The sequence below is a fragment of the Kocuria sp. SL71 genome (assembly GCF_026672465.1).
In the GTDB taxonomy this organism is placed as follows: Bacteria; Actinomycetota; Actinomycetes; order Actinomycetales; family Micrococcaceae; genus Kocuria; species Kocuria palustris.
Genome location: NZ_JAPPRE010000001.1, coordinates 1754284 through 1776539 on the forward strand (window position 1 = coordinate 1754284; position 22256 = coordinate 1776539).

18 protein-coding genes and 1 tRNA gene are annotated in these 22256 nt (G+C 69.8%); 5 read left to right on the top strand and 14 right to left on the bottom strand.

Translation table 11 applies throughout. The annotated features are described in order from the left end of the window. Window positions 1–13 precede the first annotated feature (13 nt). The 10 genes from OVA15_RS07895 to OVA15_RS07940 form a co-directional block, all read right to left on the bottom strand. Entirely contained in the window at window positions 14–3895 is a 3882-nt protein-coding gene (locus OVA15_RS07895) for a DNA-directed RNA polymerase subunit beta' (protein WP_053447826.1), read from the bottom strand. Between the two features lie 63 nt (window positions 3896–3958). Continuing rightward, on the bottom strand, window positions 3959–7465 hold the full coding sequence (gene rpoB, locus OVA15_RS07900; RefSeq protein ID WP_268144185.1) for a DNA-directed RNA polymerase subunit beta: 3507 nt from the start codon (window positions 7463–7465) through the stop codon (window positions 3959–3961). A gap of 403 nt (window positions 7466–7868) precedes the next feature. Further along, window positions 7869–8255 (bottom strand): 50S ribosomal protein L7/L12, encoded by a 387-nt coding sequence (rplL, locus tag OVA15_RS07905; protein WP_006213531.1) that lies wholly within the window; start codon window positions 8253–8255, stop codon window positions 7869–7871. Between the two features lie 87 nt (window positions 8256–8342). Next, window positions 8343–8885 (bottom strand): 50S ribosomal protein L10, encoded by a 543-nt coding sequence (gene rplJ / locus OVA15_RS07910; RefSeq protein ID WP_024289920.1) that lies wholly within the window; start codon window positions 8883–8885, stop codon window positions 8343–8345. Window positions 8886–9168: 283 nt separating this feature from the next. Further along, a complete protein-coding gene (locus OVA15_RS07915) occupies window positions 9169–10320 on the bottom strand; it encodes a GNAT family N-acetyltransferase (RefSeq protein WP_268144188.1) in 1152 nt (383 codons plus the stop codon). Window positions 10321–10514: 194 nt separating this feature from the next. Further along, window positions 10515–11222, bottom strand: coding sequence for a 50S ribosomal protein L1 (gene rplA / locus OVA15_RS07920; RefSeq protein WP_006213534.1), 708 nt, complete (start codon window positions 11220–11222; stop codon window positions 10515–10517). Window positions 11223–11318: 96 nt separating this feature from the next. Then, a complete protein-coding gene (gene rplK, locus OVA15_RS07925; RefSeq protein ID WP_006213535.1) occupies window positions 11319–11750 on the bottom strand; it encodes a 50S ribosomal protein L11 in 432 nt (143 codons plus the stop codon). A 252-nt stretch (window positions 11751–12002) separates the two neighbouring features. Continuing rightward, complete coding sequence (nusG, locus tag OVA15_RS07930; protein ID WP_006213536.1) at window positions 12003–12854, bottom strand: transcription termination/antitermination protein NusG; 852 nt, start codon at window positions 12852–12854, stop codon at window positions 12003–12005. Between the two features lie 101 nt (window positions 12855–12955). Continuing rightward, the gene (gene secE, locus OVA15_RS07935) at window positions 12956–13219 is read right to left on the bottom strand and encodes a preprotein translocase subunit SecE (protein ID WP_006213537.1); all 264 of its coding nucleotides are present in this window, start codon (window positions 13217–13219) and stop codon (window positions 12956–12958) included. Between the two features lie 127 nt (window positions 13220–13346). Continuing rightward, a tRNA-Trp gene (locus tag OVA15_RS07940) sits at window positions 13347–13419 on the bottom strand. Window positions 13420–13697: 278 nt separating this feature from the next. On the opposite strand from OVA15_RS07940, the gene OVA15_RS07945 reads away from it, so the two are divergent. Together OVA15_RS07945 and OVA15_RS07950 are read left to right on the top strand one after the other, a co-directional pair. Next, window positions 13698–14900 carry a pyridoxal phosphate-dependent aminotransferase gene (locus tag OVA15_RS07945; RefSeq protein WP_268144191.1) on the top strand — a complete coding sequence of 401 codons (1203 nt, stop codon included), beginning with the start codon at window positions 13698–13700 and terminating at the stop codon, window positions 14898–14900. After that, window positions 14897–15421, top strand: coding sequence for a hypothetical protein (locus OVA15_RS07950; RefSeq protein WP_442786733.1), 525 nt, complete (start codon window positions 14897–14899; stop codon window positions 15419–15421). The genes OVA15_RS07945 and OVA15_RS07950 overlap by 4 nt, the downstream gene beginning before the upstream one ends. Here the strand turns inward: OVA15_RS07950 and ppk2 are convergent. Next, complete coding sequence (gene ppk2 / locus OVA15_RS07955) at window positions 15367–16272, bottom strand: polyphosphate kinase 2 (protein WP_024289916.1); 906 nt, start codon at window positions 16270–16272, stop codon at window positions 15367–15369. The genes OVA15_RS07950 and ppk2 overlap by 55 nt on opposite strands. Window positions 16273–16550: 278 nt before the next feature. Here ppk2 and OVA15_RS07960 point away from each other — a divergent pair, with 278 nt between their 5' ends. Further along, complete coding sequence (locus OVA15_RS07960; protein WP_061710850.1) at window positions 16551–17582, top strand: 6-phosphofructokinase; 1032 nt, start codon at window positions 16551–16553, stop codon at window positions 17580–17582. Between the two features lie 184 nt (window positions 17583–17766). On the opposite strand, the gene ygfZ is transcribed toward OVA15_RS07960, so the two are convergent. The 3 genes from ygfZ to OVA15_RS07975 all read right to left on the bottom strand — a co-directional run bounded on the left by ygfZ (window position 17767) and on the right by OVA15_RS07975 (window position 20211). Further along, window positions 17767–18993 (bottom strand): CAF17-like 4Fe-4S cluster assembly/insertion protein YgfZ, encoded by a 1227-nt coding sequence (ygfZ, locus tag OVA15_RS07965; protein ID WP_268144195.1) that lies wholly within the window; start codon window positions 18991–18993, stop codon window positions 17767–17769. Further along, window positions 18990–19586 carry an FABP family protein gene (locus OVA15_RS07970; RefSeq protein ID WP_268144197.1) on the bottom strand — a complete coding sequence of 199 codons (597 nt, stop codon included), beginning with the start codon at window positions 19584–19586 and terminating at the stop codon, window positions 18990–18992. The genes ygfZ and OVA15_RS07970 overlap by 4 nt, the downstream gene beginning before the upstream one ends. A 118-nt stretch (window positions 19587–19704) precedes the next feature. Beyond that, window positions 19705–20211: a hypothetical protein gene (locus OVA15_RS07975; RefSeq protein WP_268144199.1), complete on the bottom strand. Its 507-nt coding sequence runs from the start codon at window positions 20209–20211 to the stop codon at window positions 19705–19707. A gap of 323 nt (window positions 20212–20534) precedes the next feature. Here OVA15_RS07975 and OVA15_RS07980 point away from each other — a divergent pair, with 323 nt between their 5' ends. Together OVA15_RS07980 and mshD are read left to right on the top strand one after the other, a co-directional pair. Further along, window positions 20535–21227: a response regulator transcription factor gene (locus OVA15_RS07980; RefSeq protein ID WP_268144201.1), complete on the top strand. Its 693-nt coding sequence runs from the start codon at window positions 20535–20537 to the stop codon at window positions 21225–21227. A 53-nt stretch (window positions 21228–21280) separates the two neighbouring features. Further along, on the top strand, window positions 21281–22204 hold the full coding sequence (gene mshD / locus OVA15_RS07985) for a mycothiol synthase (RefSeq protein ID WP_268144203.1): 924 nt from the start codon (window positions 21281–21283) through the stop codon (window positions 22202–22204). The last annotated feature ends 52 nt before the right edge of the window (window positions 22205–22256 follow it).

The window sequence follows — 22256 nt, forward strand, 5'->3', positions numbered from 1 at the left end:
TGCCGCCGACCGGTCAGTTGGCGCCGAAGTCGTAGTCCTCCAGCGGGATCGCCTGGAACTCGCCCAGCGACGAGTCGTCGGCGTACGAGAAGTCCGCGTACGCGCCGCTGTCCGTGAACAGGGCGGCCTTGGCCTCCTCGGTGGGCTCCACGCTCACATCGTTGTAGCGAGCCAGGCCGGTGCCGGCCGGGATCAGCTTGCCGATGATCACGTTCTCCTTCAGGCCCACCAGCGGATCCGACTTGGCCTCCATGGCGGCCTGCGTCAGCACTCGGGTCGTCTCCTGGAAGGAGGCGGCCGACAGCCACGAGTCCGTGGCCAGCGAGGCCTTGGTGATGCCCATCAGCTCCGGACGGCCTGCGGCCGGACGCTGCTGCGAGGTCACCGCCTTGCGGTTGGCCTCGCGGTAGCGGACGTCGTCCACGAGCTCGCCCGGCAGCAGGTCGGTGTCGCCGGACTCGATGACCGTGTTGCGACGCAGCATCTGCCGGACGATGACCTCCACGTGCTTGTCGTGGATGCCCACGCCCTGGGAGCGGTACACGCCCTGGACCTCGTCCACCAGGTGCTTCTGGGCCGCACGGCGACCGCGGATGCGCAGGACCTCCTTGGGGTCCACCGCACCGGCCACCAGCTGCTGGCCGACCTCGACGGACTCGCCGTCGGCCACGAGCAGCTTGGCGCGGCGCAGCACCGGGTACGCGAAGTCCTCGTCCCCGTTGTCCGGGGTGATGACGACGCGCACGCCCTTCTCCGTGTCCTCGATCGTGGCGCGACCGGCGACCTCCGAGATCGGCGCGACGCCCTTGGGCGTGCGGGCCTCGAAGAGCTCCTGGATTCGCGGCAGACCCTGCGTGATGTCGCCGTCCGAGGAGGCGACGCCGCCCGTGTGGAACGTGCGCATGGTCAGCTGCGTGCCGGGCTCGCCGATCGACTGAGCCGCGATGATGCCCACGGCCTCGCCGATGTCGACCAGCTTGTTGGTCGCCAGCGAGCGGCCGTAGCAGGCCGCGCACACGCCGACGGCGGAGTCGCAGGTCAGCACCGAGCGCACGCGGACCTCGTCCACGCCGGCGTCGAAGATCGCCTTGATGAGCCCGTCCGAGAGGTCCTGGCCCGCCTGGGCCACGATCTCGCCGTTCGCATCGGCCACGTCCACGGCCAGCACGCGGCCGTGGATGGTGTTCTCCACCTCGGCATCCAGCACGCGCTGACCCGTCTCCGAGGTCTCGGAGACCGGCAGCGTCAGGCCGCGATCCGTGCCGCAGTCGCCCTCGCGGACGATGACGTCCTGGGAGACGTCGACGAGACGACGGGTCAGGTAGCCCGAGTTCGCCGTGCGCAGCGCGGTGTCGGCCAGGCCCTTGCGGGCGCCGTGGGTCGCGATGAAGTACTCCAGCACCGTCAGGCCCTCACGGTACGAGGACTTGATCGGACGGGGCATGATCTCGCCCTTGGGATTGGCCACCAGGCCGCGGATGCCCGCGATCTGACGGACCTGCATCCAGTTGCCTCGTGCACCCGAGGAGACCATCCGGTTGATGTTGTTCAGCCGGCCGAGGTTCTCGCGCATGGCCGCAGCGACCTCGTCGGTCGCCTTGGTCCAGATGTCGATCTGCTCGGTGCGGCGCTCGTCGTCGTCGATCAGACCGGTCTCGTACTGGGTCTGGATCTTGGCGGCCTGCGCCTCGTAGCCCTCCATGATCTGGGGCTTGGACGGAGGCGTGGCGATATCCGAGATCGCCACCGTGATGCCCGACCAGGCGGCCCAGTAGAAGCCGGCGTCCTTGAAGTTGTCGAGGGTCTGCGCCACGACGCCCATCGAGTTCTCCTCGGCGAGGTCGTTGACCAGGCGCGAGAGGCTCTTCTTGTCCGCGACGCCCTCGAACCACGGGTGCCCGGCGGGCAGCTGCTGGTTGAAGATGACGCGGCCCAGGGTGGTCTCGACCGTGGCGGTGTCGCCCTCGGTCCAGCCCTCCGGAGCCTCCCAGCCCTCACCGGGGACGAAGTCCTCGATGCGGACCTTGATCGGCGCGTTGAGGTGCAGCTTGCGGGCGTCGAAGGCCATGACGGCCTCGGCCACCGACGAGTAGCTCTCCCCGGCCCCGACCTCGTCCTCGCGGACGGTGGTCAGGTGGTACAGGCCGATGATCATGTCCTGCGAGGGCAGGGCGATCGGCTTGCCGTCCGACGGCTTGAGGATGTTGTTCGACGACAGCATCAGCACGCGCGCCTCGGCCTGGGCCTCCGGCGACAGCGGCAGGTGCACGGCCATCTGGTCGCCGTCGAAGTCCGCGTTGAACGCCGAGCACACGAGCGGGTGCAGCTGGATGGCCTTGCCCTCGACGAGCTGCGGCTCGAAGGCCTGGATGCCCAGGCGGTGCAGGGTGGGGGCGCGGTTGAGCAGCACCGGGTGCTCGGTGATGACCTCTTCCAGGACGTCCCACACCTGCGGGCGGAAGCGCTCGACCATCCGCTTGGCCGACTTGATGTTCTGCGCGTGGTTCAGATCGACCAGGCGCTTCATCACGAACGGCTTGAACAGCTCGAGCGCCATCTGCTTGGGCAGACCGCACTGGTGCATGCGCAGCTGCGGGCCGACCACGATGACCGAGCGGCCCGAGTAGTCCACGCGCTTGCCGAGCAGGTTCTGGCGGAAGCGGCCCTGCTTGCCCTTGAGCATGTCCGACAGCGACTTGAGCGCGCGGTTGCCCGGGCCCGTGACGGGACGGCCGCGACGGCCGTTGTCGAACAGGGAGTCCACAGCCTCCTGGAGCATGCGCTTCTCGTTGTTCACGATGATCTCGGGGGCGCCGAGATCCAGCAGGCGCTTCAGGCGGTTGTTGCGGTTGATCACGCGTCGGTACAGATCGTTGAGATCCGAGGTCGCGAAGCGGCCGCCGTCGAGCTGGACCATGGGACGCAGCTCCGGCGGGATGACCGGGACGGCGTCCAGGACCATGCCCAGCGGCGAGTTGTCCGTGGACAGGAACGCGTTGACGACCTTGAGGCGCTTCAGGGCGCGCGACTTGCGCTGGCCCTTGCCCGTGGCGATGGTCTCGCGCAGGGCCTCGGCCTCAGCAGCCAGGTCGAAGGTCTCGAGGCGCTTCTTGATCGCCTCGGCGCCCATGGAGCCCTCGAAGTACATGCCGAAGCGGTCCTGCAGCTGGCGGTACAGCGCCTCGTCGCCCTCGAGGTCGTTGACCTTGAGGTTCTTGAAGCGCTCCCACACGCGGTCGATCGAGTCGATCTCGCGGTCGGCGCGCTTGCGCACGTTGGCCATCTGGCGGTCGGCGGCATCGCGCAGCTTGCGCTTCTCGGCGGCCTTGCCGCCCTCCTTCTCCACCTCGGCCAGATCGGTCTCGAGGTCCCCGGCGATGGCGACGACGTCGGCATCGCGCTGGTCCTCGAGGGCCTTCTTCTCGCGGTCGATCGAGGCCTGGAGGTTCGGGAGGTCCTCGTGGCGGGCCTCCTCATCGACCTTCGTGACCATGTAGGCCGCGAAGTAGATGACCTTCTCCAGGTCCTTGGGCGCCAGGTCCAGCAGGTAGCCCAGACGAGAGGGCACGCCCTTGAAGTACCAGATGTGGGTCACCGGAGCGGCGAGCTCCAGGTGCCCCATGCGCTCGCGGCGCACCTTGGCACGGGTCACCTCGACGCCGCAGCGCTCGCAGATGATGCCCTTGTAGCGCACGCGCTTGTACTTGCCGCAGGCGCACTCCCAATCGCGGGTGGGGCCGAAGATCCTCTCGCAGAAGAGCCCGTCCTTCTCCGGCTTGAGCGTGCGGTAGTTGATGGTCTCGGGCTTCTTGACCTCGCCGTACGACCAGGAGCGGATCTGGTCAGCCGTGGCGAGGCCGATGCGCATGAGGTTGAGCGAAGAATCGTTGGACATGAGGATCCTTGATCCCTTTCTAAGCAGTCTTCAAAAAGAGTGGGCGGTCGACGTCGGAGGTGATCAGACCTCTTCGACCGAGCTCGGCTCGGAGTGGGACAGGTCGATGCCCAGCTCTTCAGCGGCGCGGAAGACTTCGTCATCCGCATCGCGCATCTCGACGGTCTGGCCGTCGGCCGAGAGGACCTCGACGTTCAGGCACAGGGACTTCATCTCCTTTATGAGGACCTTGAACGACTCGGGAACGCCCGGCTCCGGGATGTTCTCGCCCTTGACGATCGCCTCGTAGACCTTCACGCGGCCGTGCACGTCATCCGACTTCACGGTCAGGATCTCCTGCAGCGTGTAGGCGGCGCCGTAGGCCTCCAGCGCCCAGACCTCCATCTCGCCGAAGCGCTGGCCGCCGAACTGGGCCTTACCGCCCAGGGGCTGCTGCGTGATCATCGAGTACGGACCGGTCGAGCGGGCGTGGATCTTGTCGTCCACCAGGTGGTGCAGCTTCAGGATGTACTGGTAGCCGACCGAGATCGGATCCGGGAACGGCTCGCCGGAGCGGCCGTCGAACAGCTGCGCCTTGCCCGTGTGGTTGATCAGGCGATCTCCGTCGCGGGTCACGTTGGAGTGATCCAGCAGGTCGAAGATCTCGTCCTCGCGGGCACCGTCGAACACCGGGGTCGCCACGTTGGTGGGGCCGGTCTCCTTGGGGAAGTTCGTGAGGTGATCCAGCCACTGCGGGTCGCCCTCGACCTTCCAGCCCTGCTTGGCCAGCCAGCCGGTGTGGACCTCGAGCACCTGGCCGAGGTTCATGCGCCCGGGCACGCCCAGCGGGTTCAGGATGACGTCGACGGGGGTGCCGTCCGCCAGGAACGGCATGTCCTCCAGGGGCAGGATCTTGGAGATGACGCCCTTGTTGCCGTGGCGTCCGGCGAGCTTGTCGCCGTCCGTGATCTTGCGCTTCTGCGCGACGTAGACGCGCACGACCTGGTTGACGCCGGCCGGGAGATCGTCCGAATCCTCGTCGCGGTCGAAGACGCGCACGCCGATGACCGTTCCCGACTCGCCGTGGGGCACCTTCAGGGAGGTGTCGCGGACCTCGCGGGACTTCTCGCCGAAGATCGCGCGCAGCAGGCGCTCCTCCGGGGTCAGCTCGGTCTCGCCCTTGGGCGTGACCTTGCCGACCAGGATGTCGCCGGCCTGGACCTCGGCGCCGATGTGGATGACGCCCCGCTCGTCCAGAGCCGAGAGCACCTCCTCCGACACGTTGGGGATGTCGCGCGTGATCTCCTCGGCACCGAGCTTGGTGTCGCGGGCATCGATCTCGTACTCCTCGATGTGGATCGAGGTCAGGACGTCGTCCGAGACCATGCGCTGGGACAGGATGATGGCGTCCTCGTAGTTGAGGCCCTCCCAGGACATGTAGGCCACGAGCAGGTTCTTGCCCAGGGCCAGCTCGCCGTGATCGGTCGACGGGCCGTCGGCCAGCACGGTGCGCGGCTCGACGCGATCTCCCTCGGAGACCACGACGCGCTGGTTGTACGTGTTGCCCGGGTTGGAGCGCACGAACTTGCCGATCGTGTACTCCTTCTCGGTGCCGTCGTCGTTGGCCACGATCACGTGATCGGCGGCCACCTCGGTGACCACGCCGGCCTTGACGGCCAGCACGGAGTCGCCGGCATCCATGGCGGCGTAGCGCTCCATGCCGGTGCCCACGAGCGGGGCCTCCGACACGAGCAGCGGCACGGCCTGGCGCTGCATGTTGGCGCCCATGAGCGCGCGGTTGGCGTCGTCGTGCTCGAGGTACGGGATCAGGGCGGTCGCCACCGACACCATCTGGCGCGGGGAGACGTCCATGAACTCGACGTCCGCGGGCTCGACCAGCACGGCCTCGCCGGAGCCGTCGGCGGCACGGGCCAGCACGGCGTCCTCGGCGAAGCGCATGTCGTCCGTCAGCGGGGCGTTGGCCTGGGCGATCGTGGCGCCGCGCTCGTCATCGGCCGTCAGGTAGACGACCTCGTCGGTGACGACGCCGTCGCGGACCTTGCGGTATGGGGTCTCGATGAAGCCGAACGGGTTGATGCGGGCGTAGGTGGCCAGCGAGCCGATCAGGCCGATGTTCGAGCCCTCAGGGGTCTCGATCGGGCACATGCGGCCGTAGTGCGACGGGTGGACGTCGCGGACTTCCATGCCGGCGCGGTCGCGGGACAGGCCGCCGGGGCCCAGAGCGGACAGCCGACGCTTGTGGGTCAGGCCCGCGAGCGGGTTGTTCTGATCCATGAACTGCGACAGCTGGGAGGTGCCGAAGAACTCCTTGATCGCCGCCACCACGGGGCGGATGTTGATCAGGGTCTGCGGGGTGATCGCCTCGACGTCCTGGGTGGTCATGCGCTCGCGCACGACGCGCTCCATGCGGGACAGACCGGTGCGGATCTGGTTCTCGATCAGCTCGCCCACCGCGCGGATGCGGCGGTTGCCGAAGTGGTCGATGTCATCGACGTCGATGCGGATCTCGCGGGTCTCGCCGTCGCGCACGCCCTCGATGGAGTCTCCCCCGGCGTGCAGCGTGACGAGGTAGCGGATCATGGCGACGATGTCCTCGACCGAGAGCACGGAGGCATCCGGGTCGGTGAAGGGCTTGTCGATCCCGAGCTTCCGGTTGATCTTGTACCGGCCGACCTTGGCGAGGTCGTAGCGCTTCGGGTTGAAGTACATGTTGTCCAGCAGCTGCTGGGCGGCCTCGACCGTGGGCGGCTCGCCCGGACGCAGCTTGCGGTAGATGTCCAGCAGCGCGTCGTCGCGGGTCTCGGTCGCGTCCTTCTCGAGGGTGGCGCGGATCGAGTCGAACTCGCCGAACTCCTCGAGGATCTTGGACTCGGACCAGCCCAGAGCCTTGAGCAGCACGGTGACGGACTGCTTGCGCTTGCGATCCAGGCGCACGCCGACCTGATCGCGCTTGTCGATCTCGAGCTCGAACCAGGCGCCGCGCGAGGGGATGATGCGCGCCGAGTAGATGTCCTTGTCCGAGGTGCGGTCCTGGCCGCGCTCGAAGTAGGCGCCGGGCGAGCGGACCAGCTGCGAGACGACGACGCGCTCGGTGCCGTTGATCACGAACGTGCCCTTGTCGGTCATGAGCGGGAAGTCGCCCATGAAGACCGTCTGCTGCTTGATCTCGCCGGTGGTGTTGTTCATGAACTCGGCCTTGACGTACAGCGGGGCCGAGTAGGTGGCGTCACGGTCCTTGCACTCATCGACCGTGTACTTGGGGTCGTAGAACTCCGGCTCCGTGAAGGACAGGGACATGGTGCCCTGGAAGTCCTCGATCGGGGAGATCTCCTCGAAGATGTCCGAGAGGCCAGAGGTGGTGGCGACGCCGGTCTCGCCGGCCTCCAGGGCCAGGCGCAGGCGCTCCTGCCACTTCTCGTTGCCGATGAGGCGATCGAAGCTCTCGGTCTGGAGGGCCAGGAGGTTGGGGACATCCAGGGGCTCGTGGATCTTGGCGAAGGAGACGCGGCGGGGCACGCTGCCTCCTGCCTGGGATGCGGTGACGGACGAATCGGTGCTCGAGGCGACCAAAGTGAGATTCCTTCCACAGATCTGCAGGTGAATCGCGCGGTTCCCGTCCGGAGGACTCGGAGACGGCCGGAACGCGGCGCTGCGGGCGAGGGGACTGCTCGCACGGGGCGCAGGGTGCCGTGCGAGGATCGATCCGACGCGGGTCGCAGAGCCGGCGGCTCGGGTCCGAGGGGCGCCCACCGCTATATGAAGGCACGCAGAACTCAGGGACGACGCAAAGAAACAGGTTACGTCAAGTCCAGAGCCGTTGTCTACCCCTTGTCGAACATCCATCGGCCTCGGTCGACGGCGGCGCAGCGGCGACCCGTGAGATGACGAGCGCCCCGCCCGGCCGGAGCCGTGCGGGGCGCTGATCCGACCGCGAGGCGGTCTGAAGCGAGGTGCGGGCTCAGGCCCGCACGGATCACTTGAGGGTGACGGTGGCGCCGGCGCCCTCGAGCTGCTCCTTGGCCTTCTCGGCGTCCTCCTTGGAAGCGCCCTCGAGGACGGGCTTGGGAGCGCCGTCGACGAGCTCCTTGGCCTCCTTCAGGCCGAGGGAGGTCAGGGCGCGCACCTCCTTGATGACGCCGATCTTCTTGTCGCCGGCAGCCTCGAGGATGACGTCGAACTCGGTCTGCTCCTCCTCGGCGGCGGCGGCGTCGCCACCGGCAGCCGGGGCGGCGGCCACGGCGGCCGGGGCCGCAGCGGTGACGTCGAAGGTCTCCTCGAAAGCCTTGACGAACTCGGAGAGCTCGATGAGGGAGAGCTCCTTGAAGGCCTCGATCAGTTCATCGGTGGTCAGCTTGGCCATGATGTGGCTCCTTCTGGTGTCTGTTCCCGTCGGCCGCATGGGGCGCGGCGCGACGGAGGATGGTTCTGGTACGTGGTGAGTCGACGCTCAGGCGTCGGCAGCGGTGTCCGAGCCGGTCTCCTCGACCTTGGCGCGCAGCGCCTCGGCCGTGCGGACCGTCTTGGACAGCGGCGCCTGGAACAGCGCTGCGGCCTGGGACAGCGAAGCCTGTGCGGCTCCGGCGACCTTGGCCAGCAGGACCTCGCGGGACTCGAGGTCCGCGAGCTTCTTGATGCCGGCCTCGTCGAGGGCGGCACCGTCCATGTAGCCGCCCTTGACGACGAGCGCGGGGTTCTCCTTGGCGAAGTCGCGCAGGCCCTTGGCGACGGCGACCGCATCGCCGGAGACGAACGCAATCGCGGTGGGGCCCTGGAGCTGTCCCTCGAATGCGTCGATCCCGGCCTCGCGGGCGGCGATGCCGGCCAGCGTGTTCTTCACCACGGCGTACTCGGCGTTCTCGCCGAGCGAGCGGCGCAGCTGCGAGATCTGCGTCACCGAGAGCCCGCGGTATTCGGTCAGCACAGCTGCAGTGGACGACTCGAAGCGTCCCTTCAGCTCGGCCACCGCGGCGTACTTCTCAGAGTTCGCCATGGCACTCCTTCCTGGTGTGCCGGGCGCCTGCCGTTCGTGCCCCAAACGAGAAAAGCGCCCCGGCAGGAGCCGAGGCGCATCAGGACGCTGACCGCCAGAGGCGGATCAGAGGTCTTGCACGTTCAGGACACCTGCGCTGGACGCCCCGAGGGGCTCTTACGGCGATCCGCTCCGTCCGCTTCGAGGTGAAGCAGGCACGACGGATCCGCGACCGGCGGTCTTTGGATGCCACGAGAGTACCCGCTCGCGCAGCCAGCGGCAACTCCACCGCGGCAGCCTCGCCTCAGGCCTCCCCGATCGCCCGCTCCCAGACCGCGGAGCGGCCCACCACGACGGAGCCCAGTCGGCGGTTCACCAAGTTCATGCGGGTGTTGCCGCTGTGCGTCCACACGTAGATCGACTCGACGCCCGGGGTCTCCCGCGCGATCTGGCGAAGGTTCTCGAGCTTGAGCCGCAGTCCCAGCCGCCGACCGCGATGCTCCCGCAGCACGACGGTCTCGTCCTGCAGCCCGGCCCCGCGATGGGGACGGGGCACGACGACCTCGGTCATCCCCACGAGCTCGCCGGAGGGGATGTGCTCCATGACGGCCATCAGGGACCGATCGCCGCCGGAGCTGCGCAGCGCCTCGGTGCGCCGGACCCGCTCGGCGTCCCACGGCTCCGGGTCCCACACCTCCGGGGCGGCGAAGGCGTCCGACGGAATCCGCGAATGCAGGCGGGCGAGCGACTCGAGCCACTGCTCCGGCGCCTCGTCCTTCCACACGTGGGTCCGGTAGTCCTCCGCGCCCTCGCTGGCCAGCACATCCTGGCCGAGCCTGCGCATTTCCTCCGGATCCAGGGGGACGGACAGCCGGCTCACGTCCGAGACGGTGCGCAGGGTGTACCCCGCGCGCTGGGCGAAGCGTGTCTGACGATTGGACAGCGGCAGCCGCCCCGAGCCGTCCGAGGCGGGGATCCAGTCCTCGGGGCGCACCTGGGCGATGGCTCCGGTCGGAGACCCGATGCGGCCATCGCCCTGCAGGTCCCCGGGCCCGGGGTGCTCCGACTGGATCGTGATCCGCCGACGGGCCTCCGCCCCGCACAGCTGCTCGGCGGCCGCCAGCAGCTCCACCCCGACGCCCCTGGCCTCGCACTGCGGGTCGACCGTCAGGAGCACCACGGCGGAGCGGGTGTGCACGACGAGCGGCAGCCGGATCTCCGCACGGCCCACGAGCCGATCGTCCAGGAAGGCGCCCAGCAGGACCACGCGCTCCCAGGGGTCGTGGAGGTCGTGGAAGATGTCCTCGGCCTCATTCGACAGCTGCCCGGTGCCCCAGATCGCCTCTCGCGAGCGGCGCACCAGATCGGCCACCTCGCCCAGGGTGCGCTCGGCGGCCTCGTCGAAGACCTCCGGCGTGCGGATCTGGCGGATCTGGACGGCTTCGCTCGGGAGCACATCGGGCCTTTCGACGGTGAGCGCGCCCGGCTGCGCACGTGCGGCAGGGGCCGCACGGAGGGCTTCGCTCGTCAACGGAAGAGGGGCCCAGTCGCTGTCGACTGGACCCCTCAGGATCATGCATCCCTCCCGCGGCGGTCAATCACCGGGGAAAAGAGCGGTCATCTGCTCATCGGCAGATGATCGTGCGGGGCTCAGGCCTCGGACTCGACGGAGGTGGCGTTCGGATCCACCGGGATGCCGGGGCCCCAGGTGGAGGCGACGGTCATCTTGGAGACGTAGCGGCCCTTGGACGAGGCCGGCTTGAGGCGCAGGACCTCCTCCAGAGCGGCGGCGAAGTTCTCCGCCAGCGCCTTCTGGTCGAACGAGGTCTTGCCCACGATGAAGTGCAGGTTCGAGTGCTTGTCGACGCGGAAGTCGATCTTGCCGCCCTTGATGTCGCCGACGGCCTTGGCGACATCCATGGTGACGGTGCCGGTCTTGGGGTTCGGCATCAGGTTGCGGGGGCCCAGGACCTTGCCCAGGCGGCCGACCTTGCCCATCATGTCCGGCGTGGCCACGGCGGCGTCGAAGTCGACCCAGCCGCCCTGGACCTTGGCGATCAGGTCGTCGGCGCCCACGAAGTCGGCGCCTGCGGCCTCAGCGGCCGCGGCCTTGTCGCCCTGGGCGAAGACGACCACGCGAGCGGTCTTGCCCGTGCCGTTCGGCAGGTTGACGGTGCCGCGCACCATCTGGTCGGCCTTGCGGGGATCCACGCCGAGCCGCATGGCGACCTCGACAGTGGAATCGGCCTTGGAGCCGTCGAGCTCCTTGACGAGTGCGATCGCCTCGGCCGGGGTGTAGAGACGGTCGCCGTCGATCTTCTCGGCGGCGGCCCGGTACGCCTTGCTGCGCTTTGCCATCTGCTTGTTCTCCTTGTGCAGTCGTGGTCATGCGGACCGCGCTCGGCCCTGCCACGGGATTACGTGTGCTGTGTCGTGCTGCGGCTGGAAGCCGGATCAGACGACGTCGATGCCCATCGAGCGTGCGGTGCCCGCGATCGCCTTGGCGCCGGCCTCGACGTCGTTGGCGTTCATGTCCGCGGCCTTGGTCTGGGCGATCTCGCGCGCCTGGTCCCAGGTGATCGAGCCGACCTTGTCCGTGTGCGGGACGCCGGAGCCCTTCTGGATGCCGGCTGCCTTCTTGATCAGCTGCGCGGCAGGCGGGGTCTTGGTGACGAAGGTGAACGAGCGATCCTCGTAGACCGTGATCTCGACCGGGATGATGTTGCCGCGCTGGGATTCCGTGGCCGCGTTGTAGGCCTTGCAGAACTCCATGATGTTGACGCCCTGCGCACCGAGCGCGGGGCCGACGGGCGGTGCCGGGTTGGCGGCGCCGGCCTGGATCTGCAGCTTGATCAGACCCGAGACCTTCTTCTTCTTGGGAGCCATGGTGTGGTCCTCCTGACGTGATGTACCGACGCACAGGAGCGTACGACGGCGGTGTGGCCGCCGTGGCGCGGCGGCCGGACGGCGCCCGCCGCGCGAAAGCGCGTCCCGCGGCGGTGCCGAAGCATGTGGGGCAGGCCCTGGGCCTGCAGTCGGCATCCGAGTCGGGCCCCCGGAGGAGCAGCCGGCGTCAGGACGACGATCGACCAGTCTGCCAGATCCGCGCGCGAGCGGGCCCGGCGGACCGGTCGGGGATCAGATCTTGGAGACCTGGTCGAACGAGATGGTGACCGGCGTCTCGCGCTCGAAGATCGACACGAGGACGACCAGCTGCTGGGACTCCACCTTGATCTCGGAGATGGTCGCCGGGAGGGTCGCGAACGCGCCCTCCTTGACGATCACGGACTCGCCGACCTCGAAGTCGACGGTCACGGCCGGAGCCGAGGCGGTCGCACCGGCGGAGCCGCCCGAGGACGGGGCCTGGCCCTCTGCCGCGGCGGGGGCCTCGAACACCGGGTTGAGCATGTCGACGACCTCGTCGATGCGCAGCGGGTTGGGGTTGTAGGCGTCCTGCCCGACGAACCCGGTCACACCCGGGGTGTGGCGCACGGCGCCCCAGGAGGCGTCGGTGAGGTTCATGCGCACCAGGACGTAGCCGGGGATCCGGACGCGGCGCACGGTCTTGCGCTGCGCGTTCTTGATCTCCACGACTTCCTCCATGGGGACCTCGATCTGGAAGATGTCCTCCTCCATGTTCAAGGACTGGATGCGGGTCTCCAGGTTGGTCTTCACGCGGTTCTCGTAGCCGGCGTAGGTGTGGATGACGAACCAGTCGCCCTCCTGCCGACGCAGCTTGGCCGCGAACTCCTTGCGGGGATCCTCGGCGGGCGCCTCCTCCACGGGGGCCTGGGCGGGCTCCTCCGACTCGGCGCCCTCGGCGATCGCCAGGTCGGCGTCCTGCACGGACTCCTGCTCGACGGGGGCCTCGACGGCCTCTGCCGAGACGCTCGCCGGCGCAGCCGTCTCAGCCTGCTCGGCGGCGTCCTGCGCGGGAGTCGTGTCCTCCGGCGCCAGGTCGACGTCGTTCTCAGCTTCGTGCTGGGTCACTGGGAGTCCCTGCTTTCCTCTGCTCTGGGGTGGCCGCGAGGCCGTGCTCGCGAAGCGGTCGTGCTCTGCGCCGGTGTCTGCTCCCGGCGGGCGTGCGTCGTTCAGGAGGCGATCGCGCCGTCGCCGAAGACCAGCATGGCCAGCTGGCCGAAGCCGAAGTCCAGCAGCGAGATCAGGCCCATCATGAAGGCCACGAAGACGAGGACGACGAGCGTGTACTGCACGAGCTCGCGACGCGTGGGGGTGTGGACCTTGCGCAGCTCGGCGATGACCTGGCGCAGGAACAGGAGGAGTCCGCCGAACATCCCGTTCGACTTCTGCTCCGGCTCACCGCCCGGCTGATCAGCGGCTGTGCTCTGCGACATCGGTTCTCCTCAAGAGGGCCTCGCGCTTGGTCCGCACCATCGGGTGATGGTCTGCGCTGTTCGCATCCGCCCTCCCGCGAGCGCTCGGCGACGCCATGCTGCTCACGGGAGGAGGACGCGGGCTGCGCAGGGCAGACAGGACTCGAACCTGCAACCTGCGGTTTTGGAGACCGCTGCGCTACCAATTGCGCCACTGCCCTTCAGGCCTGTGGGGCGGATGCCCCGCACGCCGGTCCTCGAGCCTACCACTGCCGCGGTGCGCCCCGTGCGGGGCGCCCGTGCGAGCGGCGGGCTCGGTTCGACACCAGCGGGCCATTCTAATCCAGCCAATGCCGCTCGGCAAGGCCCGACGGCGCCTCATCGCCCGGGGATCGCCCCCGGTGCAGAGGCAGCGCCCCAGTAGCATGGGAGGGTGCCGCGGCCGCGACGAGCGGCGGACGGCGCTCCCAGGCTCACCCAGATGGAGGAACCGCAGGTCATGTCCGAACGCATCTCACGCCGCATCGCGGCGATCGCCCCATCGGCCACACTGGCAGTCGACGCCCAGGCCAAGGCCCTCAAGGCCGAGGGGCACCCGATCATCGGCTTCGGCGCCGGCGAGCCCGACTTCCCGACCCCCGCGCACATCGTCCGGGCCGCCGCCGACGCGCTCCAGGACCCGTCGAACTTCCGCTACTCCCCCGGCCCCGGACTGCCCGACCTGCGCCGCGCGATCGCGGACACGACCGCCGAGCGCAGCGGCTGGCAGGTGGACCCGTCGCAGGTGATCGTGACCAACGGCGGCAAGCAGGCCGTCTACGAGGCCTTCCAGGCCGTGCTGAACGAGGGCGACGAGGTCCTGCTGCCCGCCCCGTACTGGACCACCTACCCAGAGGCCATCCGCCTGGCCGGCGGCGTGCCCGTCGAGGTCTTCGCCGGCGCCGAGCACGGCTACAAGGTGACGCCGGAGATGCTCGAGGAGAAGATCACGGATCGCACCAAGGCGATCCTGCACTGCTCTCCGTCGAACCCGACCGGCGCGGTGTTCTCCCCGGAGGAGACCAGGGCGCTGGGCGCCTGGGCCGCCGAGAAGGGGATCTTCGTGATCGCCGATGAGATCTACCAGCAGCTGACCTACGACGGCGTGCCCTTCACCTCCATCGCGGGAGCCTGCCCGGAGCTGGGCGAGAACGTCATCGTGCTCAACGGCGTGGCCAAGACCTATGCCATGACGGGCTGGCGCGTGGGCTGGCTGATCGGCCCCGCGGACGTCGTGAAGGCCGTGGGCAATCTGCAGTCGCACCTGACCTCGAACGTCAACAACATCGCCCAGCGCGCGGCGGTCGCCGCGCTGACCGGGCCGCAGGACGAGGTCGCCGCCATGGGCGAGGCCTTCGACCGCCGTCGTCGGCTGGCCGTGGAGATGCTCTCGGCGATCGACGGCGTCGCCGTCCCCGAGCCCCAGGGCGCGTTCTACGTCTATCCGGACGTCAGCGCGCTGCTGGGCCGCGACTTCGACGGCAGCACCCCGCAGACCTCGGCCGAGCTGGCCGGGCTGATCCTCGAGAAGGCGCAGGTGGCGGTCGTGCCGGGCGAGGCCTTCGGCCCGTCGGGCTACTTCCGGCTCTCGTACGCCCTGGGCGACGACGACCTGCGCGAGGGCCTGACCCGCCTGCAGGACTTCCTGGGCGGTGCCCGATGAGCGCGGGCACGTCCGAGCCCACCGGCGCCCAGCGGGCTGGGGAGGCCGCCGCACTGGCCGTGGGGGCCTTCGAGCAGATCCCCACGGCGGCCTGGACCACGGTCGGGCTGATCGGAGGCTACGGGATCGCCCGGGCGACCGGGGTGCGCTGGCTCGGCGGGGCCGCGCTGCTCGGCGCGGGTGCTGCTGCCGCCCACACCTGGTGGCGCCGCGGCGGACCGGCCCAGACCGGCGCCCTCAGCGCCGTCTACCTCCTCGGCTTCGGGCTCTCGCACCCGCTGGCCAAGAAGCTCGGCGCCTGGCCCTCCGTGCTCACTCACCGCTGTGTCCGCCGCAGCCAGCTGGGCCCTGGTGGACAGCCGCCTCCAGGACTGAGCCCCCGCAGACGTCAGGGCCCGCAGGTGGAGCACCGGAAGGTGCTCCACCTGCGGGCCCTGACTGCGTCCCAGGCGCTCTGCCGGACGGATCAGTCGTCGACGGCGTCGCGACCGCGGCGCACGATCTGCGGATCCGGCGGGTAGACGACCGTCTCGTCCTTGTCCTCGTAGTCGAACTGGTTCAGGAAGTAGCGCATGGCGTTGAGGCGAGCGCGCTTCTTGTCATTCGACTTGATCGTGATCCACGGAGCGTGATCCGTGTCCGTGCGGCGGAACGTCTCCTCCTTGGCCAGCGTGTAGTCGTCCCAGCGATCGAGCGAGGCGAGGTCGTTCGGCGAGAGCTTCCAGCGCCGGACGGGATCGATCTGCCGGATCGCGAACCGGGTGCGCTGCTCGTGCTGGGTGACAGAGAACCAGAACTTGGTCAGGTGGATCCCCGCGTCCACGAGCATCTTCTCGAAGACCGGGGCCTGCTTCATGAAGACCTCGTACTCCTCATCGGTGCAGTAGCCCATGACCCGCTCGACATTGCCCCGGTTGTACCAGGAGCGGTCGAACATCACGATCTCGCCGTTCGTGGGGAAGTGCTCGATGTAGCGCTGGAAGTACCACTGCCCCTTCTCCCGCTCGGTGGGGGTGCTCAGAGCGACGGTGCGCGCGGCACGGGGGTTCAGATGCTCGGTGAAGCGCTTGATCGTGCCGCCCTTGCCGGCGGCGTCGCGGCCCTCGAACAGGATGATGTGCTTGAGGTCGTTGTCCTGGCCCCAGTACTGGAACTTCAGCAGCTCGATCTGCAGGCGGTACTTCTCGAGCTCGTAGTCCTCGCGCGACATCCGCTCGTCGTACGGGTACCCGCCCTCTCGCCAGGTCTCCACGGCGGATCCGCCCGGATCGATCAGATCGGGGTCGGCGGTATGGCCGTCGGTGACGGTGTAGCCCTGCTCGACGAGCTTGTCGATGAACTCGCGGAGGTTCTCCTGCGGCGCTTCTGCCATTGCGGCTCCCAAGGGCTGGGACCGCGGCCCCGAAGGGCTGCGATCGGTGCGGCGGCCCCGAGGCGCTGCCAGCCGCCGGGGCCTGTGGCTGACTGACCGTCCATTCTAGTCGGGTGCAGGTGAACGGCTCCTGAACTGCCGCGAATTGCCGCGGGCCGACACCCACGCCCAGCCCCGCACCTAGACTGGGAGCAGAATCCATCGGCTGCAGGCGGGTCCGCTTCCGCGGCCCCTCGCCTGCGGGCGTGGCCCGTCCCCGAGCAGGAGGAGCGACACCCATGAAGATCGGTCTGCTGACCAGCGGCGGCGACTGCCCCGGGCTCAACGCCGTCATCCGCGCGGCGGTGCTGCACGGCATCAAGAGCTACGACCACGAGTTCGTCGGCTTCCGCGACGGATGGCGCGGCCTGGTCGAGGGCGACATCATCGATCTTCCCCGCACCAAGGTGCGCGGCCTGGCGCGCCAGGGCGGCACGATCCTGGGCACCTCGCGCACCAACCCGTACGACCATCCCCAGGGCGGTCCGGAGAACATCTCGATCATGCTCGAGAGGCACGGGATCGACGCCGTCGTGGCCATCGGCGGCGAGGGCACCCTGGCCGGCGCCCGTCGGCTGGCGCTGGACGGGCTTCCCGTCGTCGGCGTGCCCAAGACCATCGACAACGACCTGATGGGCACCGACTACACGTTCGGCTTCGACACCGCGGTCTCCATCGCGACCGATTCCATGGACCGCCTGCGCACCACCGGCGAGTCGCATCACCGCTGCATGGTCGCCGAGGTCATGGGCCGTCATGTCGGCTGGATCGCCCTGCACTCCGGCATGGCCGCCGGTGCGCACGCGGTGCTGATCCCCGAGCAGCGCACGAGCATGGACGAGGTCTGCCGCTGGGTCACCGAGGTCCACGAGCGCGGACGCTCCCCGCTGGTCGTGGTGGCCGAGGGCTTCATCCCCGAGGGCTTCGACGACGTCACCGCCGTGCACGGCACCGAGGCCGACGGCCGTCCGCGCCTGGGCGGGATCGGCGAGTACATCACTCAGCAGATCGAGGAGCGCACGGGCATCGAGACCCGCAACACCATCCTGGGCCACATCCAGCGCGGCGGCGCCCCCACGGGCTACGACCGCGTGCTGGCCACGCGCTTCGGCATGAGCGTGGTCGATCTGATCCAGCAGAAGAAGTGGGGCTACATGGTGGCCCTGCGCGGCACGGACATGGTCCCGGTGAGCTTCGACGAGGCTCTCACCGGGCTCAAGACGGTGCCCCAGGACCGCTGGGACGAGGCCAAGGTCCTCTTCGGGCGCTGAGAGGCGCACCTGGGCCGCCTCGGCCCAGGAACGCACCGGGGGCCCGCGATCCGTTGATCGCGGGCCCCCGGTCACATCCTCCGAGCATCGTCTCGCCCATCGAGCACCGCTTCGCCCGTCGAGCGCCGTTTTGCCCCCCGCAGCCCCGGAGTCCTGCTGAGCCGGATGCCCCTGGGGCCGTGCGTCAGTGCCGAGGCTTCCGCAGGAAGCCGGATTCGCGCTGGACCACCTGACCGGCATCCGGCGGCACCACGACGATCTGGGCGGCGGCCCACTGCTCGGGAGCCTGCTCGTCCGCGTCCCCGCCGCCGGCATCCGGGTCTCGCAGCGGCTCGCGCACCCGCAGCTCCGCCTGGGGGTCCACCGAGCGCTTGATGACCGCCAGGGCGATCGGCCCGGCCTCGTGGTGCAGCTGCGCGGAGGTCACCCTGCCGACCGTGCGCTGCCCGGCGATCACCTCTGCCCCGGCCGAGGGCAGCGTGTGCTCGGAGCCGTCGAGGTCCAGGAAGACCAGACGCCGCGGTGGATGGCCCAGGTTGTGGACCCGCGCGACCGTCTCCTGGCCCTTGTAGCAGCCCTTCGACAGGTGGACGGCCGTGCGCAGCCAGTCGAGCTCGTGCGGCACGGTGCGGTCATCGGTGTCCGGGCCCAGTCGGGGCCGCCACGCCTCGATGCGCAGGGCCTCCCCCGCCCACGAGCCGGCCAGGCTCAGCCCGTCGGCCTGGGGGCCGGTCACGGCCTGCACGAGGCGCTCGCGCTGCACGAGGACCTCGTGCCAGCGCCGCTGCTCGCCCGGATGATCCTGCTGCTCGCCGTAGGCCCATCCGCCCTCGGCGACCCCGGGCCACGGATCCGTCCAGACCAGCTCGCAACGCCCCTCGGCCGGCTCGGCCGCCAGCAGGCGCAGGTGCTCCGGCACCTCCGCGGCGCCGAGCACGGCCACCTCCTGACTGCGGTCCTCGATCTCGACCCGCAGCGCGAAGCGCATGGACTCGAGCCACTGGCGCAGCGGCTCGGTCTCCTGCGGCTCCGTGATCAGCCAGGCGGTGCGCCCGTCCTCGATCACATGGGGTGCGAACTCCACGCGTCCCTGCACGGACAGGAACAGCGTCTCCGAGGACTGCCCCGGCCCCAGCCCGGTGAGGATCTGGGAGCTCAGGGTGCTCAGCCAGGACAGCCGATCGGGTCCGCTGACGCAGACGACGCCCTTGTGCGACAGGTCCACGATCGCGCTGCCGCGGGCCAGCGCCCGCTGCTCCCTGACCGGGTCGCCGTAGTGGGCGGCCGTCCCGGCATCCTGGCCGGAGGCCTCGACGGCTCCGTCGACGACGTCCAGAAGCGCGGATCGCCGCACCTGGGCCTGGGGCTCGGATGCGGCGATGGAGGCGGGGTCATGCGAAGTGTCAGTCATATCCTCTTCAGCTCAGCCGAGGCGTGCGTGCTCAGCGATCGGCCTTCGGCCGCCATGTCCCAAGCCCAGAAGAGGTCTCCGTTGACCAGGCCGAACATGCGGGTCGAGGCGGTGTGCTCCTTGGCTCCCTCGGCGCGGACGACGGCGTCCGTGCCCATCTGGATGCGGGGACCGTCGATCTCTCCGACGTAGAGCTCGCTCACGCCGCCGGGGCGGCTGAACGTGGCCACGAGGGGGAATCCGCCTCCGGGCAGGCGCAGGGACTCGACCTGATCGGCGGTGGTGATCTCCGGCTCCGGAGCCCCGGGCATCAGGCCGGGTCCGGAGTCGCCGCTGCGCTGCGGGCGCGCCAGCTGCCAGAAGCCGTGCTCGACCGTGATCAGGCGCTCCGGCTTGCCGTCCTGGTCCACCAAGTGGGACTCGGCGCGGTACTCCAGGAAGGGCAGGCCGCTGTGCGCGAACTGGACGTGCTGGCGGAATGGGCGCTGCTCGGACTCGCCGTAGCCGACGAAGCCGTCGCCCTGCCACTCGCCCAGCAGCCAGGCGAAGGGGACGAGCTCAGCAGGGAGATCGGTGGGGATCTCGACAGGCACGGCTTACATCTGCCCCTTGTAGAGGTTCTTGACGACGACCACGCTGATGAGGCCGATCGTCACGACCGCGAGGGCGAGCAGGACCAGGAAGAAGATCTCGATAGCAAGGAGCATGGGCTCAAAATACCATGAGCGCCACGATGCGGGCCGCGAAGAGGGCGGTCGGGCCCAGCAGAGCGACCGGCAGGACGCTCAGCGCCAGCAGGCCGCGCTTGGGTCCGCGCTCGGGCGCCGAGAGCAGCAGGCGCAGGCCCACCACGCCGATGATCACTCCCGTGAGCACCCCCGGGACCACGACCATGGCGACGGGGGTGTCGCCCAGATCGTGCAGGTGCCGCGACAGGGCGATCCAGCCCGAGGACGAGACGGCGGCGAGCACTCCGGCGGTCGAGGAGATCGTGGACTCCAGGCGGTGCTCGGCGCCCTCGCCGCGCACGAGCTCGGCCACGAAGATCGCGATCAGTGCGACCGCCACGATGGCCGGGATCCAGGTCAGGCGATCGCCTGCCGGCAGAGCAGAGACCGCGGCGGCCAGGGCGCCGCTGAGCAGGATGATGATGCTGTGCCGGTACCGGGCGCGGATGCCCACCGCCGAGGCCCATCCCAGGCCGAGCACCAGGCTCATGGCGGCGGCCAGCAGGTAGGGCGCGATGCCTCCCCGCCACGGCCGCGGCCAGCGCGAGGCCCAGCACGAGGGTCGCGCACACGCCGATCGTGGCCACCTTCATGCCCGGTCGGGGCGCGGTTCTCGCCTCTGTCCTGAGCGCTGTCATGGAAGACCACGATAGTTGCCCGGAGCCGACAGGCCGACCGTGACGCCGCGTGGAGCCGCCGGGACGGCCCACGACTCGCCCCGCGTAAGCTGGTCGAGCGCCGGCGCCGCCGTCGACCACACTGTCGCGGCGTCCGCCCCGGAAGGCATTGCACGACGATGGAAGTGGAGCCTGGATGACCCGGATCATCATGCTGGCCGATCCCGGCCAGGCGCCGTCTGCCGTGCTCCCCGCCCTGGATCTGCTCCCCCACCCCGTCTCGACCCTGGATCGCGGCGCCGTCGGCGGGTCCGTGCCGGAGCTGCAGCAGGCGGACCTGCTGCTGATCGACGGCCGCTCGGGACTGGTCGCGGCGCGCAACCTGGCCCAGCTGCTGCGCGGGATCGCCCCGGACAAGGCCGTGATCATGGTGCTGACCGAGGGCGGGCTGGCCGCCGTGGCCGCCACCTGGCTCGTGGACGACATCGTCCTGGCAGGGGCCGGACCCGCCGAGCTCGATGCCCGCATCCGCCTGGCCTCGGCGCGCACCCAGGCCGACGAATCGGCGGGCGGCGAGCTGATCACGGCCGGCTCGATCATGATCGACGAGGCCGCCTACTCCGCTCACGTGGCCGGCGAGAGCCTGAATCTCACGTTCAAGGAGTTCGAGCTGCTGAAGTTCCTCGCCCACAACGAGGGCCGGGTCTTCACCCGCAGCCAGCTGCTCTCCGAGGTGTGGGGCTACGACTACTTCGGCGGCACGCGCACCGTCGACGTCCATATCCGGCGCCTGCGGGCGAAGCTGGGGCCGGATCACGAGAAGATGGTCACGACCGTGCGCAACGTCGGGTACAGCCTGACCGCCCGACGCGCTCCCGAGGGACGCTGAGACCGGTGCCCGATGAGCACCGCACGAGACCCGAGGCAACCCAGGAGGTTCCGATGGACCGCAGCACGCACCCCATCCAGCGTCTGAGCCCCGAGCAGGCCGATCTGGAGGCCGTCCTGGCCCTGGCCCGGGCCGCCGAGGACGACGACGGCGACCCCCCGCTGTCCGATCAGACCCTGGTCGACCTCCGCACGGAGCCCGAGCGCGCGGACCTGGCGGAGGCCTCGGCGGACGGCCGGGCGCTGGCGGCCGCCGTGCTCGTGCGCTCCCGCGCCCAGGGCGCACCGGCGCTGCTCGAGGGCGTCGTGGACTCCCAGGAGCGTGGCCGGGGGCTGGGGCGCCGCCTCATCGAGACGATCCTCGAGGGCCATCACGGCCCGGTTGACGCCTGGTCCCACGGCGACCACCCCGCCGCCCGGCATCTGGCGCAGACGCTGGGCTTCGAGCCGGTGCGCGAGCTGCACCGGCTGCTGTGCACCGATGCGCGCCCGGAGCGGCTTCCGGAGGTCAAGCTGCCGGACGGCGTGGTCATCCGCTCGTTCGAGCCCGGCCGGGACGAGCAGGAGCTGCTGCGGGTCAACGCCGCGGCCTTCGCCGACCACCCCGAGCAGGGCCAGATGAGCCTCGAGGACCTGCGCCAGCGACAGGCGGAGTCCTGGTTCGACCCCGCAGGGCTGCTGCTGGCCGTCGAGCAGGACGATCCTGATCGCGTGCTCGGCTTCCACTGGACCAAGCGTCACCCGGGCTCCGGCCCGGAGCCGGCCCGCGGCGAGGTCTACGTGGTGGGCATCGCCCCCGATCAGCAGGGGCGTCGCCTGGGCCGGGCGCTGACCGTCGCGGGGATGCGGCATCTGGCCGAGCAGGGGCTCGACGAGATCCTGCTCTACGTCGATGCCGAGAACACGGCCGCCTTCCGGCTCTACGAGTCCCTGGGCTTCGAGCGCTGGCACGTGGATGTGATGTTCTCGCGGCGCTGAGAGCGCCGGCCCTGATCAGCGGTGCGCGCCGCGATCGGGTCCTGAGTCGCGG

What these genes read in the sequence shown, in the direction of transcription:
- OVA15_RS07975 (WP_268144199.1), bottom strand. Translation starts at nt 20,211, where the DNA reads ATGAGCCTGGTGCTCGGCCTGGGATGGGCCTCGGCGGTGGGCATCCGC.
- rplJ (WP_024289920.1), bottom strand. Translation starts at nt 8,885, where the DNA reads ATGGCGAACTCTGAGAAGTACGCCGCGGTGGCCGAGCTGAAGGGACGC.
- ppk2 (WP_024289916.1), bottom strand. Translation starts at nt 16,272, where the DNA reads ATGGCAGAAGCGCCGCAGGAGAACCTCCGCGAGTTCATCGACAAGCTC.
- OVA15_RS07950 (WP_442786733.1), top strand. Translation starts at nt 14,897, where the DNA reads ATGAGCGCGGGCACGTCCGAGCCCACCGGCGCCCAGCGGGCTGGGGAG.
- OVA15_RS07895 (WP_053447826.1), bottom strand. Translation starts at nt 3,895, where the DNA reads ATGTCCAACGATTCTTCGCTCAACCTCATGCGCATCGGCCTCGCCACG.
- OVA15_RS07945 (WP_268144191.1), top strand. Translation starts at nt 13,698, where the DNA reads ATGTCCGAACGCATCTCACGCCGCATCGCGGCGATCGCCCCATCGGCC.
- rplK (WP_006213535.1), bottom strand. Translation starts at nt 11,750, where the DNA reads ATGGCTCCCAAGAAGAAGAAGGTCTCGGGTCTGATCAAGCTGCAGATC.
- OVA15_RS07960 (WP_061710850.1), top strand. Translation starts at nt 16,551, where the DNA reads ATGAAGATCGGTCTGCTGACCAGCGGCGGCGACTGCCCCGGGCTCAAC.
- ygfZ (WP_268144195.1), bottom strand. Translation starts at nt 18,993, where the DNA reads ATGACTGACACTTCGCATGACCCCGCCTCCATCGCCGCATCCGAGCCC.
- rplL (WP_006213531.1), bottom strand. Translation starts at nt 8,255, where the DNA reads ATGGCCAAGCTGACCACCGATGAACTGATCGAGGCCTTCAAGGAGCTC.
- OVA15_RS07980 (WP_268144201.1), top strand. Translation starts at nt 20,535, where the DNA reads ATGACCCGGATCATCATGCTGGCCGATCCCGGCCAGGCGCCGTCTGCC.
- rplA (WP_006213534.1), bottom strand. Translation starts at nt 11,222, where the DNA reads ATGGCAAAGCGCAGCAAGGCGTACCGGGCCGCCGCCGAGAAGATCGAC.
- mshD (WP_268144203.1), top strand. Translation starts at nt 21,281, where the DNA reads ATGGACCGCAGCACGCACCCCATCCAGCGTCTGAGCCCCGAGCAGGCC.
- secE (WP_006213537.1), bottom strand. Translation starts at nt 13,219, where the DNA reads ATGTCGCAGAGCACAGCCGCTGATCAGCCGGGCGGTGAGCCGGAGCAG.